This is a genomic window from Faecalibacterium sp. I4-1-79, assembly GCF_023347235.1.
GTDB lineage: Bacteria > Bacillota > Clostridia > Oscillospirales > Ruminococcaceae > Faecalibacterium > Faecalibacterium tardum.
The window spans coordinates 1,699,445-1,712,470 of sequence record NZ_CP094467.1 but is presented as its reverse complement, the minus strand read 5'-3'; the positions used below and the strand labels follow the sequence as shown (position 1 = coordinate 1,712,470).

Here is a 13,026-nt window from a genome sequence, read left to right as displayed (position 1 = left end):
TTCCTCGTTTCTATAATATGGCAGAATGCCCGGAAGCTGAAAATTCCCGGGCATTCTGTACGCTTTTTATTCCTTGATCAGACCAGCAGCCTGCAAAGCCTGCTCGATCTTTGCCTTGTGGGCATCGCTGGGTTCTACCAGCGGCAGACGGCATTCGCCTGCGTTCCAGCCCAGCACGTTCATGGCGTACTTGACCGGAATGGGGTTCACCTCGCAGAACAGAGCCTCCTCCAGCGGCAGCATTTCCAGCTGCAAAGCGCAGGCCTTGGCGGTGTCGCCGTCAAAGAAAGCCTGGCAGCAGTTATGCACCAGCTCCGGCGCAACATTGGACACCACGCTGATAACGCCCTTGCCGCCCAGTGCCAGCAGGGGAACCACCTGATCGTCATTGCCGGAGTAGATATTCAGCGCATCACCGCACAGTGCAGCCACCTTGGCCACCTGAGAGATGTTGCCGGAGGCCTCCTTGATGCCGTTGATGAGCGGGTGCTTGCTCAGCTCCAGAGCGGTCTCGGGTGCAATGTTCAGACCCGTGCGGGAGGGCACATTGTACAGGATGACCGGGATGCCGCCGGCCTCAGCCATGGCGGTAAAGTGCGCCACCAGACCGGCCTGCGAGGTCTTGTTGTAGTAGGGGGTGACCATCAGCAGGGCATCGGCACCGCAGGCAGCAGACTTTGCTGCCAGTGCGCAGCCGTGGTCGGTATCGTTCGAACCGGCACCGGCAATGACCGGTACGCGGTGATTGACCGTATCCACGGCGAACTTGATGGCGGCCAGCTGCTCCTCATCGGTCATGGTAGAGCACTCGCCGGTGGTGCCGCAGATGATGATGGCATCAGTGTGGCGGGCGATCTGATCCTCGATAATGCGGCCCAGCTCGTCAAAGTTGATGCTTCCGTCCTCGTACATCGGGGTGATGATGGCAACACCCGCACCGGTAAAGACAGGCTTCTTCATAGTAAAAACTCCTTTGCTGCGTGTATCGCGCAAAAATTCAGGCATTAGTCCATATAGCCCTTTGCTGCCAGCAGCTCGGCCAGCAGCACAGCACCGCCGGCAGCACCGCGCAGGGTGTTGTGGCTCATGCAGGCAAACTTGTAGTCAAACAGGGTATCCTCCCGCAGACGGCCGATGCACACAGCCATGCCGTTCTCAGTGTTGCGGTCCAGCTTGGGCTGCGGACGATCGGGCTCAGTAAAGTAGTGCAGGAACTGCTTGGGTGCACTGGGCAGGTTCAGCTCCTGTGCGGGACCGCGGAAGTTTGCCCATGCTTCCAGCATCTGCTCCTTGGTGGGCTTTTTGTCAAAGCTTACAAACACGGCTGCAGTGTGGCCGTCCGAAACAGGCACGCGGAAGCACTGTGCAGTGATGACCGGCTTCTCGGCATTGACGATCTGGTCACCCTCGATGTGGCCCCACAGCTTCAGTGGCTCGCGCTCGCTCTTTTCCTCCTCGCCGCCGATGTAGGGGATCACGTTGTCCACGATCTCAGGCATCCGGTCAAAGGTCTTGCCTGCGCCGGAAATGGCCTGATAGGTGCACACCAGCGCCTTGCTCACGCCAAAGTCCTTCATCAGGGGATGCAGAGCGGGTACATAGCTCTGCAGGCTGCAATTGGACTTGACCGCGATGAAGCCGCGCTTGGTACCCAGACGCTTGCGCTGGGCGGGAATGATCTCGATATGGTCGGCGTTGATCTCGGGCACCACCATGGGAACATCCGGGGTGAAACGATGGGCACTGTTGTTGGAGACCACCGGGCACTCAGCCTTGGCGTATGCTTCCTCCAGTGCCTTGATCTCGTCCTTGGGCATATTGACAGCGCAGAAAACAAAATCCACCTGTGAAGCCACTTCCTCCACCTTGGAAGCGTCCAGAACGGTCATCTTCTTCACGCTCTCCGGCATGGGAGTGGTCATGGCCCAGCGGGATCCTACTGCATCCTCATAGCTCTTGCCCGCACTGCGACCGGATGCGGCCAGTACGGTCAGCTTGAACCAGGGATGATTTTCCAGCAGAGTCACAAAACGCTGACCCACCATGCCAGTTGCGCCTACGATACCCACTTTATACTGTCTTTCCATTTCCAGCACCTTTCCTTTCAAAAAACAAACAGCAAATCTTAGTATTGCGAAGAACACGGCTTGCAAACCGGACAGCGATGCAATATAATAGATACTGTTTATACAGATTCTATGATATCATTGATACGTTGTCCGTGTCAATCATCGGAAAGGCAAATGCACACTATGTTAAAAAAAGATTTTTGGTATGATTTACCCAAAGAGCTCATTGCACAGGAGCCCGCAGCCCCGCGGGATGCGGCGCGGCTGATGGTTTTAAGCCAAAAGGACGACAGCATCCAGCACAAGGTGTTCCGCGACCTGCCGGAATTTCTGGAGCCGGGGGATCTTTTGGTGGTAAACAATTCCAAGGTGCTGCCCGCCCGCATCGTGGGCGTCAAGCAGCCTACCGGTGCCGTGTGTGAGCTGTTGCTGCTGCGGCAGGTGAAGGGCGACCAGTGGGAGTGCCTGGCAAAGCCCGGCAAGCGGATGCAGTCCGGCACAAAGGTGAGCTTTGGCGACGGCAGTCTGACCGCTGTGGTGGACGAGACCATGGAGGACGGCAACAAGTACGTTACATTCTATTATGATACCGAAACGCTTTATGAAAAGCTGGATGAATTTGGCAAGATGCCGCTGCCGCCCTACATCACAAAGCAGCTGGAGGATCAGAGCCAGTATCAGACCGTCTACGCCAAGGAGCTGGGCAGCGCGGCTGCTCCCACCGCCGGGCTGCACTTTACCCCGGAGCTGATGGACACCCTCCGCGCTATGGGCGTCGGCATTGCCGAGGTCACACTGCACGTTGGTCTGGGCACCTTCCGCCCTGTGCAGGAGGACGAGATCAGCGACCACAAGATGCACAGCGAGTGGTACTCCATCAGCGAGGAGACCGCCCGCCGCATCCGCGAGACCAAGGTCGCAGGCCACCGGGTCATCGCCGTGGGCACTACCAGCTGCCGCACGCTGGAGGCTGCCGCTGCCAAGTATGGCGAGATCAAAGCTTGCAGCGGCAACACCTCCATCTTCCTGTACCCGGGGGTGAAGTTCAACTGCATCGACGGTCTGATCACCAACTTCCATCTGCCGGAGAGCACCCTGATCATGCTGGTGTCCGCTCTGTACGGCTACGAAAAGACTATGCACGCCTATGAGGTAGCCGTGACAGAGAAGTACCGCTTCTTCTCTTTTGGCGATGCTATGCTGATAGTCTGATACAAAATTCGCGTTTTTTGCGATATTTATATGTGAAAGGTAAGGATGCGATCTGCATCCGCCGCTCCCTTTACAATTACGGCAGACCGCTGCTGTGATCATTCTGATAACTTGCAGGCTTGCGGCCTGCATCGAGGCTGCACGGCTGTTTTCCGTGCGCAGAAAGGAAAAAGACCATGCCTTCTTTGACGACCTACACCCTGCTCAAGCAGGAACACAACGCCCGGCGGGGCGAGTTTAAAACCGTGCACGGTACGGTGCAGACCCCTGCCTTCCAGAACGTTGCCACCGCCGGTGCCATCAAGGGCGGCCTGTCGGCGCAGGATCTGAAGGATATTGGCGCGCAGGTTATGCTGTGCAACACCTACCACCTGCATCTGCGTCCCGGCGATAAGCTGGTAGCGGATATGGGCGGTCTGCACAAGTTTACCCGCTGGAATGGGCCTATCCTGACCGACAGCGGCGGATTTCAGGTGTTCAGTCTGGCAAAGCTGCGCAAGATCACTGAGGAGGGCGTGACCTTTGCCTCCCATCTGGACGGTCACCGCATCTTCATGGGTCCGGAGGAGAGCATGCAGATCCAGGCCAATTTGGGCTCTACCATTGCCATGGCCTTTGATGAATGTGTGGAGAACCCTGCCCAGCACGATTACTCCAAGGACAGCTGCGAGCGCACCACCCGCTGGCTGAAGCGCTGCAAGGCTGAGATGGCACGCCTGAAGCACGAGGGTATCTCGGTCAACCCGGATCAGCTTTTGTTCGGCATCAATCAGGGCTGTACCTATGCAGACCTGCGCGTGGAGCACATGAAGCAGATCGCCGAGTTGGAACTGGACGGCTACGCCATTGGCGGTCTGGCTGTAGGCGAGCCCACCGAAGTGATGTATGAGATGATCAGTCAGGTGGAGCCGTATATGCCCAAGGACAAGATCCGCTATCTGATGGGCGTCGGCACCCCCGGCAACATCATCGAGGCCGTAGCCCGTGGTGTGGATTTGTTTGACTGCGTTATGCCCAGCCGCAATGCCCGCCACGGCCATCTGAATACATGGAGCGGCATCATCAACATCAAAAATGCCAAATATGAGCGGGACGAGCGTCCCATTGACCCCGCCTGCGGCTGCCCGGTGTGCCGCAACTATTCCCGCGCCTACATCCGGCACCTGCTCAAGGCAGACGAGATGTTGGGTATGCGCCTGACTGTGATGCACAATCTGTGGTTCTACAATCACCTGATGGAACGCATCCGGGATGAGCTGGATGCCGGTACCTTTACCGCCTTCCACGACAGATATGTGAAGCTTCTGGATACCAGAATTTAAACTTTAGCCTTGCAACAAGGCTGATAAGAGGGTATAATAGCATTATCTGAATTTTTGAGAGGAGATTTTGCCCATGCAATTTCTGACTACCACGTCCGAAGGCTATATCAGCCTGTTCTTCACGCTGGCACTGATGCTGGTCCTGCTGTACTTCATGATTTACCGTCCCCAGAAGAAGCAGGAAAAGAAGGATGCCGCTATGCGCAGCAGTCTGGAGATCGGCGATCAGGTCACCACCATCGGCGGTGTCATTGGCCGCGTTGTCGCCATCAAGGACGACACTTTTGTTCTGGAGACCGGCGCTGACCGCGTGAAGATCCGCTTCACCAAGTCTGCTATCTCTTCGGTCGAAAAGCTGAACATGGACAAGGCTCCTGCCGACAAGAAGTAAGCGTTTACACCGTGCATACATGAACCGCCTCCCTGCATAGACTATGTGCAGGGAGGCGGTTTTGTTATGTCTGAATCTCGAGGTTTCCCGGCGGAACTTCTTTCGTTTCTGCTTTTCGGGGTGTTGGGGGTAGCTGTAACAGCGGCAGCTTTGGCCGGTTTTGCGCAGCTGATGGCCGGGCAGGGCTGCTCCGGCAGCGTAGTGCCGATACTTGCCACAACAGCCGTATGCATGGGCAGTTTGCTGTGTGCACTGGCGGCAGCGTTCCGAAAAAAGGCGCGCGGTCTGTTGACAGGACTGCTTCAAAGTACCTTTCTGGCAGTGCCGCTGGTGCTTTCTGCTGTATGGAACGGCACAGCCGCCGAGTCTGCTGTGGTGTGCCGCATTCTGGCGGTGCTGCTCTGCGGCTGCATTGGCGGGCTGTTTGGCGTCACCCTGCGCAGCCGCAGGCATGCACTTCGTTGATCAATCTGGCAAATCGAATACATCAGAGGGGAAAACAGCGTATGTGGATCTATGAACAAACTAAACCGGAAAAAGCCTTGTCTTTGCTGCCGCAGACGGTCAGCCTGCCAGTGCAGAAAGCGAAGCCCACTCTGCCGACTGTACCGGAAACTGCACCAGAAACCGTAGAGAAATTGCCGCAAAAAGAACCCTGCATCCCGTCAAAGCGGCACGCCACCCGGGATTGCTGGCTGCTGGCTGCGGCCTTTCTGCTGGGGTGCACGGCAGCCGGTGTATTGCAGGCCGTATGCGATGCCCGGCAGGCAGAACTGCTGCAGTATTATCTGGAGGCATGGCAAGGGCTGTTTGCACCGGGCAGCTTGCAGGGTACCGTACAGCTTTTCGGCATGGAATATCTGGCTCTCGGCCTTGTGGTCAGCCTGTTTCTGGTATTGGGGCTGTCTGCCCTTGGGCCAGTGATGATCTTTGGGAGCATGATGTTGTACGGTTTGGGCAGCGGGTTGCTTATGGTACAGCTTTGCGCCGCAGGCGGATGGAAAACGGTACTTCTGGCGCTGCTGTGGACAGGCTTGCCGGCGGCAGCAGCAAGCGGCTGTCTGTGCTTTTTCGGAGCCTGTGCTTTGCAGGTCAGCAGCCGGATTCACGCCTATTCTTTTCGCAGGCATCCCGGCGGACAAGCCCGCCCCGGGGTACAGGCACTGCTGGGACAATATCTGCTGACTATGGTGGTGCTGCTGCCGCTGTGCGGTGCGGCGGCAGGGCTTTCGTATCTGGGCAGCCGCCTGTGAACGGCATCCTTTTCTTGCGGGTTTTGGCACAGTGTGTTACAATAACAAAAGACCATAATAAATGAGGGACAGACATGAAATTGAAATCCGTCTATGTATGCTCCAATTGCGGAGAGACAAGCCCCCGCTGGATGGGGCGCTGCCCCAGCTGCGGCAGCTGGAATACCATGAACGAGGACGTTGTAGCCGAGGCACCCAAGGCGGGGACTCCTGCTGCCCGGCAGGCTGCTGCGGCTCGTCAGGAGGGCGTGACCACCCTGACCGCCCGGCGGCTGTCAGAGATCAGCACCACGGAGGAAAAAAGCCGCATCCTGACTGGTATCTCGGAGCTGGACCGCGTATTGGGCGGCGGCATCGTGCTGGGCGGCGTGGTGCTTTTGAGCGGTGAGCCGGGCGTGGGTAAATCCACTATGCTGTTACAGCTGTGCGGCGCCATCTCCAACCAGCACAGCGTATTGTATATCACCGGCGAGGAGTCTGTCCGGCAGGTCAAGCTGCGTGCAGCGCGGCTGAAGGTACCGCAGGATAACATTTTTCTGGCGGCGGAAAATGACGTGGATGAGATCTGCGGTCTGATCGAAAAGGAAAAGCCGGATCTTGTAGTCATCGACTCTATCCAGACCATGCGCTGCATGGATATCTCGTCCTCGTCCGGCACAGTCAGTCAGGTGAAGGAAAGTGCCGCGCGGCTGCTGGCAGTCGCCAAAAAGCAGGAAATTCCCATGTTCATTGTGGGTCATGTGAATAAGGACGGTGCAATTGCAGGCCCCAAGGTCATGGAGCATATCGTGGATACGGTGCTTTACTTTGAGGGCGACAAGATGCTGCCATACCGTATTCTGCGGGCAGCCAAAAACCGTTATGGCTCTACCAATGAGCTGGGAATGTTCGATATGACCGGCACAGGACTTGCCGAGATCGAAAACCCCTCCCAAATGCTGCTGGAAGGACGTCCGCTGGGGGTTTCCGGCAACTGTGTGGCCTGCACCATGGAGGGCAGCCGTCCCATTCTGAGCGAGATTCAGGCGCTTGCCACCAAGACAAATTTCCCGGCACCCCGCCGCGCTTGCAGCGGATACGACTATAACCGCATGAATCTTTTGATCGCCGTGCTGGAAAAGCGGGCAGGGTACTTCTTTGGCAATCTGGATGTTTACGTCAATATTGTGGGCGGCATTGCACTGCGGGATACCGCCTGCGACCTTGCCGTTTGCCTGAGTATGGTCTCCTCGCTGCTGGACCGCCCGGTCAGCGATAAGCTTATTGCCATTGGCGAAGTAGGTCTGGGCGGGGAAGTGCGCAGCGTGCCCAATTTGGAACAGCGTCTGCACGAGGCAGAGCGTATCGGTTTTGAGCGGGCGGTCATTCCCAAGCACAGCCTTGCGCACCTGAATGCCGCAGATTATCCCGGTATGAAGCTGGTCGGTGCAGCGTATATCGCAGATGCCATCAACGCGCTGAAAAATGACCGCCTGTGATGAAACGAGGAACCTATGTCGATTTATCTGGACGAAAGAAATCCCGGCAAGCACGCGCCCTTTGAGGATGCTGCCCCGGATATTGTGGAATATGTACGTTATCTTGAAGTGATCGCCGGCAAAAGTGCCAATACGGCGTTCAGTTATTACTGCGACCTGCGCTCCTTCAGCCGCTTTATGAAGCGCCGCCGCGGGCTTGTGGCCGCAGATGCAGAGTTTAAGGAGATCGACCCCAAAGGGCTGGATACGGCCTTTTGGGGCAGCATAACAAAAGAGGATATCTACGAGTATCTGTACTTTTTGAACCGGGAGTGCGGCAACAAAAAATCCTCTACCGCCCGGCGGCTGGCCAGCCTGCACGGCTTTTATGATTATCTGGTCAATCAGGTCAACCACCTATCCGAGGACCCTACGGCGGCCATCCGTCCGCCCAAGCAGGATAAAGTATTGCCCAAGTACCTGACGGCAGAGCAGTCCATCTCGCTTTTGGAGAGCACCCAGACCCAGAGCGATTTCCCGGAGCGGGATTATTGCATGGTGGTGCTGTTCCTCAACTGCGGTATGCGCCTTGCAGAGCTGGTAGGCATGGACCTTGGAGACATTGATTTGGAGCAGCGGCAGATCCGCCTGTTCGGCAAAGGCCATAAGGAACGCATGGTCTACCTGAACGATGCCTGTGTGGAGGCGTTGCAGTTGTATCTGCGCAAGCGCAATACTATGGAAGGGCTTTCACCCAAGGAAAAAGCCGTGTTCATTACGCGGATGCGCAAGGAGCGTATCTCGAACCGCAGGGTAGAACAGCTGATCTCCGGCGCAATGAAGGCCGCCGGACTGAAGGGCTTTTCCACCCATAAGCTGCGCCATACTGCCGCTACGTTGATGTATCAAACCGGCAATGTGGATATCCTTACCCTCAAGCAGCTTCTGGGTCACAGCAGCGTCGGAACAACGCAAATTTATACGCATCTACAAGAATTTCAGGTTCGCTCTGCCATTGAAGAAAATCCGCTGGGCAAGGTACTGCCCATAAAAGCCGCAAAAGCAAGCTTGGATACAACAGAAGCGGCAGGGGAGACATCTACCGAAAATGCCCCGGCGGGAGAGGATGCTTCTGAACTGTCCGGCCCGATGGCTGCCTTTAAGGGCGCTGCACAGAATGGCTTTCGGGCAGATATTTCGGCAATATCTGATGAGAAAAACGACGATTTATCAAGCGATACTTAAACCCGCACAAAACATCTAATAAGACGATTCAAGGACCTATGGCGCGATACGGCTTGACCGGATAACGTCATGGGTCCTTATAATTTGCATTATAAGCAGTCAGCAGCCATACATACAGGAGCATCCATAGAAACGATCTGATAGAAACGCGCAAAGTAATGTCTACATAAAAACAAATGAGCAACCACAGCCGCAAACTGTAAATCATAAAACGCAGCATGAAATGTTATAAAGCGGCGCATAGATGCTTACTGGAATAAAAGAATTACAAACGAACCGATGCAGCAGCGCATAACACAGGAACAATCTGTAAGCGTGAGACTAAAACATGATAAAAAAGTGCAGAATGCGCAGAACGGTTGAACCAAGCCTAATAATGAGCCAGCTGGGGCTGGAACGCCAAAAATCCGGGAAGTTGGCTTTTTTCACTTCCCTAAGTTTCGCATAACGTGCATTATACGAAATATCTGTAATCAAAAGAGAGAAGCTGCCCTTCTCTCTTTCTGTCAGATTTCCAGCAGCTTCTGTGGATGTTGTTTTTTTGTATGTGCCCGCTTCTGCACCATTGAACGCGTTACCAGTGTGTTCAAGTGTTTGACTTATACCTGCGGTGGCTGTTCTGGTGCATTACAGGTCATGTTATAAAAGTAATATTGTTTCTTCTGCTTTGGTGAAACGATGCTCATTTCATCGGCAGCGGTTCTGTGCCGAAATATGCACAGATGGCTTCGTAATAAATACGTGCCACAGCTTTGCAACCTTCCTCACTGCCGAAGCGCTCTACATCCTCGGCATTCGTTACAAAGCACTGCTCTGCCAACACTGCCGGACAATCCACATCTTCCAGCAGCGTAAAGCTGCGCTCAGGCCGCACCTGTGTGTAGGTGTTCTCCACCAGCTGCTTCTGGTCGTTTTCCAGATAATAAATGTACCGCACTCCCCCACGTCCGCGCAGCTTTGCGCCGATGCTCTGCATTCCACCTGCCAGCAGCCGGGCAAAATAAAAGCTCTCCTGATGCCATGTGCGCCCGGGCACTGCCGGATAGCATTCAAAGCCGGATGCCGTAGAGCCATTGGCTGCGGAGTTGCCGTGGATGGACAGCAGCAGCTGTGGGCTTTGGGCACTGGCGGTGGCTGCACGTTGGGCAGGCGTCGCGGTTTCATCAAAGCTTTCCCGGGTCTGCAACGGAATGTAATTAGAATCCTCTTCTAACCACTGAAGCAGCGCAGCAGCCGTTGCTGCTGTGACCTGTTTTTCCTCGACCACTCCCCTTGCGCCTGGGTCGTTGCCGCCATGTCCAGCGTCTATTGCCACCCGGTACGGCGGGTCGCCCACCACAGGACGAAAATCATCCTCTGCGGCCGAGACTGCGGGTTCTGCGGGTGCATTCAGTTCCAGCGCCGCCTTCCATAAAAACAGGCCAAAACAGAGCATCAATGCCGCAAAAACAAGCAGTAGTCCATGCAAAATCCGACGCTGGGCTTTGCGGCGGTGTGTTTTGCGTTTACTATACTTATTTGCGGGTCTGCGATGACTGGTTGGCATAAAGTTTTACTTCCTGTTCGTTTTACATTTATAATACGAGTATACTCGCCTTTTCCCTGTACTGCAACAAAAAAAGACTGCCAATTTTTCAAAAGGCAGTCTTTACTGGGTTATTTCAGTTCTACAACCGTCACGCCGCTCTCACCTTCGCCGTAACGACCAAGACGGAAGCTTTTTACCATGCGGTTGCCGCGCAGATGCTTATGGATGGCGGTGCGCAGCGCGCCAGTGCCGTTGCCGTGAATCAGATAGACCACCGTCTGTCCGTTCAGGATGGCGCGGTCGATAAAGGAATCCACCTCCGACAGTGCCTCGTCCACCGTAAGTCCCAGCAGGTTGCACTCCATTTTGGCAGTACGCTGTACGCGCTCTACCCTGCCGTTGGGACGGTTGGTATCGCCTGTCAGGCGGGAATACCGCTGCTGCGCCTTGGTTTTTGGTGCAGTGGGTTCTTTTACCAGCTTTTCCGGCTGCTTCAAGCCCTTGAGGGGTACCTTGGTCTTAATGATACCGGCGCGCACCAGCACATCGCCGTTTTTATCAGGCAGCGCCAGAACGGTGGCCAGCTGGTTCAGCTCTGCAATGCAGACCTCCTGCCCTACCTTTACCTCCTTCAGTGGCACAAACTCCTTAACGGGGTTATGCACCACTTCCGTACCGGCAAACAGCTTTTCGGTCTCCTTTTTGGCAATCTCGCGGGCACGCTGCGCTTTCTGCTGGGCGCTCATGCGCTCATCTTTTTGCAGCTGGCGCAGCTCGTCGGTCAGCGCATAGGCCTGTGTTTCCACCTGCTGTGCCAGCGTGCGCGCCTTGGCACGAGCAGCTTCCAATTCATTCTCGCCCTGCTGGATCAGCTCGTCCCGCTTTTTGCGGGCGGCTTCCAGCTGATGGGAAGCTTCGTTGCGTAGCTGCTCCACCTCGTTCTGGCTTTCTTTCAGTTGAAGTTTCAGATCATCCAGCTGACCCAGAACTGCATCCAGACGTTTATCCTCGGCAGACAGATGCTGCTGGGCAGCCTCAATGACGCGGCTGGGGATGCCAAGCTTTTCGCTGATCAGGAAAGCGTTGGACTTGCCCGGTACGCCCACACTCAGCTTATAGGTTGGGCGCAGGGTCTCCAAATCAAACTCGCAGCTGGCATTGACCACGCCCTTTGTTTCCAATGCAAAGACCTTCAGCTCTGCATAGTGGGTGGTCGCCATCAGCAGAACGCCACGGCGTCGCAGCTCCTCAATGATGGCAACTGCCAGCGCGGCGCCCTCGGCGGGATCGGTACCGGCACCCAGCTCGTCCAGCAGCACAAGGGTGTGCGGCATGGCCAGTTCCAGAATACCAGTGATTTTTTTCATGTGTCCGGAGAAGGTGGAAAGGCTCTGCTCAATGCTCTGTTCGTCGCCGATATCCACCAAAAATTCATCAAATACGCAGATCTCGCTGCGCTCGTCAGCCGGGATCAGAAAGCCGCACTGCGCCATGGCACACAGCAGACCGGCGGTTTTCAGGGTAACTGTTTTACCGCCGGTGTTCGGGCCAGTGATGATAAGAGAATCGTATTCTCCGCCCAGTGCAATATCCACAGGAACGCACTTTTGCGGATCGATCAGTGGGTGGCGGGCGCGGATCAGATTAAAAGAAGAATCTGTGCGCACAGCGGGCTTGAAGGCCTTCAGCTCCAGCGCAAGCCGCGCTTTTGCCAGCAGAATATCGATTTCCAGCATTGCCTTGTAGCTGTACTGAAACTGCGGCTCAATAGCGGCCACCTGTGCGGTAAAGGCCACCAGAATGCGCTCGATCTCCTGCGCCTCCTGTGCACGGTATTGCAGGATGCGGGCATTCGCCTCCACCACAGCCTGCGGCTCTACAAACACCGTAGCACCCGTAGAGGATACATCGTGGATGATACCGCTCACTTCGCCACGATACTCGCTCTTGACCGGCACAACATACCGGCCGTTGCGCATGGAAACCACGCTTTCCTGCAAGTATTTAGAGGTATCCATATTGCGCACCATGCTTTCCAGCCGGTCGCGGATGCTGTTTTCGGTGGCACGGATCTTCTTGCGCAGTTCTGCCAGCGTGCGGGAGGCGGTATCCGCCATGGCGTCCGGTGCCAGAATGGCACTTGAGATCTGCTGCTCAAGACCCGGTTCCGGTGCAAGTGCGTAAAACAGGTCATCGGTCGGCAGCGCGTCGTGCTCGGAGGAGCCGTACCAGCTGGTCAAATGCTGAAAATTGCGCAGCGCACCGGCCACCATCAGCAGCTCGCCCATGGAAAGCACACCGCCCTTTACGGCACGGGCGGCAAGCTGACTGACCCCTTCCACTCCGCCAAAGCGCGGCGAGCCGTTTTTGATCAGCAGGGTGTTGATGGCATCTGTCTGCTCCAGTGCATAGCGCACCTCATCCGGGTCGCACTGCGGCTCAATAGCCAGCAGCATGGCACGGGCTTCCTTGCATACGCAGCCCTCTGCTGCACGGGCAATGATCTTATCCAGTTCTAATGTTTTTAAGTAGCTTGTTTCCATACTGTT

At 55.8% G+C, this 13,026-nt stretch carries 11 protein-coding genes; 7 read left to right on the top strand and 4 right to left on the bottom strand.

Going from position 1 to position 13,026, the window contains the following annotated elements; all coding sequences use genetic code 11:
- Positions 1-66 precede the first annotated feature (66 nt).
- Complete coding sequence (dapA, locus tag MTP36_RS08545; RefSeq protein ID WP_112089891.1) at positions 67-960, bottom strand: 4-hydroxy-tetrahydrodipicolinate synthase; 894 nt, start codon at positions 958-960, stop codon at positions 67-69.
- A gap of 44 nt (positions 961-1,004) precedes the next feature.
- Positions 1,005-2,087: an aspartate-semialdehyde dehydrogenase gene (asd, locus tag MTP36_RS08540; RefSeq protein ID WP_097780241.1), complete on the bottom strand. Its 1,083-nt coding sequence runs from the start codon at positions 2,085-2,087 to the stop codon at positions 1,005-1,007.
- 165 nt (positions 2,088-2,252) lie between these two features.
- Here asd and queA point away from each other — a divergent pair, with 165 nt between their 5' ends.
- The 7 genes from queA (at position 2,253) to MTP36_RS08505 (ending at position 8,949) form a co-directional block, all read left to right on the top strand.
- Positions 2,253-3,281, top strand: coding sequence for a tRNA preQ1(34) S-adenosylmethionine ribosyltransferase-isomerase QueA (queA, locus tag MTP36_RS08535; protein WP_249247677.1), 1,029 nt, complete (start codon positions 2,253-2,255; stop codon positions 3,279-3,281).
- 176 nt (positions 3,282-3,457) lie between these two features.
- Positions 3,458-4,603 carry a tRNA guanosine(34) transglycosylase Tgt gene (gene tgt / locus MTP36_RS08530; RefSeq protein ID WP_112090165.1) on the top strand — a complete coding sequence of 382 codons (1,146 nt, stop codon included), beginning with the start codon at positions 3,458-3,460 and terminating at the stop codon, positions 4,601-4,603.
- A 73-nt stretch (positions 4,604-4,676) separates the two neighbouring features.
- On the top strand, positions 4,677-4,994 hold the full coding sequence (gene yajC, locus MTP36_RS08525) for a preprotein translocase subunit YajC (RefSeq protein WP_005925879.1): 318 nt from the start codon (positions 4,677-4,679) through the stop codon (positions 4,992-4,994).
- A gap of 66 nt (positions 4,995-5,060) precedes the next feature.
- Complete coding sequence (locus MTP36_RS08520; RefSeq protein ID WP_249247660.1) at positions 5,061-5,459, top strand: TIGR04086 family membrane protein; 399 nt, start codon at positions 5,061-5,063, stop codon at positions 5,457-5,459.
- A gap of 41 nt (positions 5,460-5,500) precedes the next feature.
- On the top strand, positions 5,501-6,247 hold the full coding sequence (locus MTP36_RS08515; protein ID WP_249247658.1) for a hypothetical protein: 747 nt from the start codon (positions 5,501-5,503) through the stop codon (positions 6,245-6,247).
- A gap of 131 nt (positions 6,248-6,378) precedes the next feature.
- Positions 6,379-7,725 carry a DNA repair protein RadA gene (radA, locus tag MTP36_RS08510; protein WP_015538502.1) on the top strand — a complete coding sequence of 449 codons (1,347 nt, stop codon included), beginning with the start codon at positions 6,379-6,381 and terminating at the stop codon, positions 7,723-7,725.
- A 15-nt stretch (positions 7,726-7,740) separates the two neighbouring features.
- Entirely contained in the window at positions 7,741-8,949 is a 1,209-nt protein-coding gene (locus MTP36_RS08505) for a tyrosine-type recombinase/integrase (protein ID WP_249247654.1), read from the top strand.
- A gap of 682 nt (positions 8,950-9,631) precedes the next feature.
- Here MTP36_RS08505 and MTP36_RS08500 read toward each other — a convergent pair.
- Positions 9,632-10,384: an N-acetylmuramoyl-L-alanine amidase family protein gene (locus MTP36_RS08500; protein ID WP_249247629.1), complete on the bottom strand. Its 753-nt coding sequence runs from the start codon at positions 10,382-10,384 to the stop codon at positions 9,632-9,634.
- Positions 10,385-10,605: 221 nt separating this feature from the next.
- Complete coding sequence (locus MTP36_RS08495) at positions 10,606-13,020, bottom strand: endonuclease MutS2 (RefSeq protein ID WP_055184374.1); 2,415 nt, start codon at positions 13,018-13,020, stop codon at positions 10,606-10,608.
- Between the last annotated feature and the right edge of the window lie 6 nt (positions 13,021-13,026).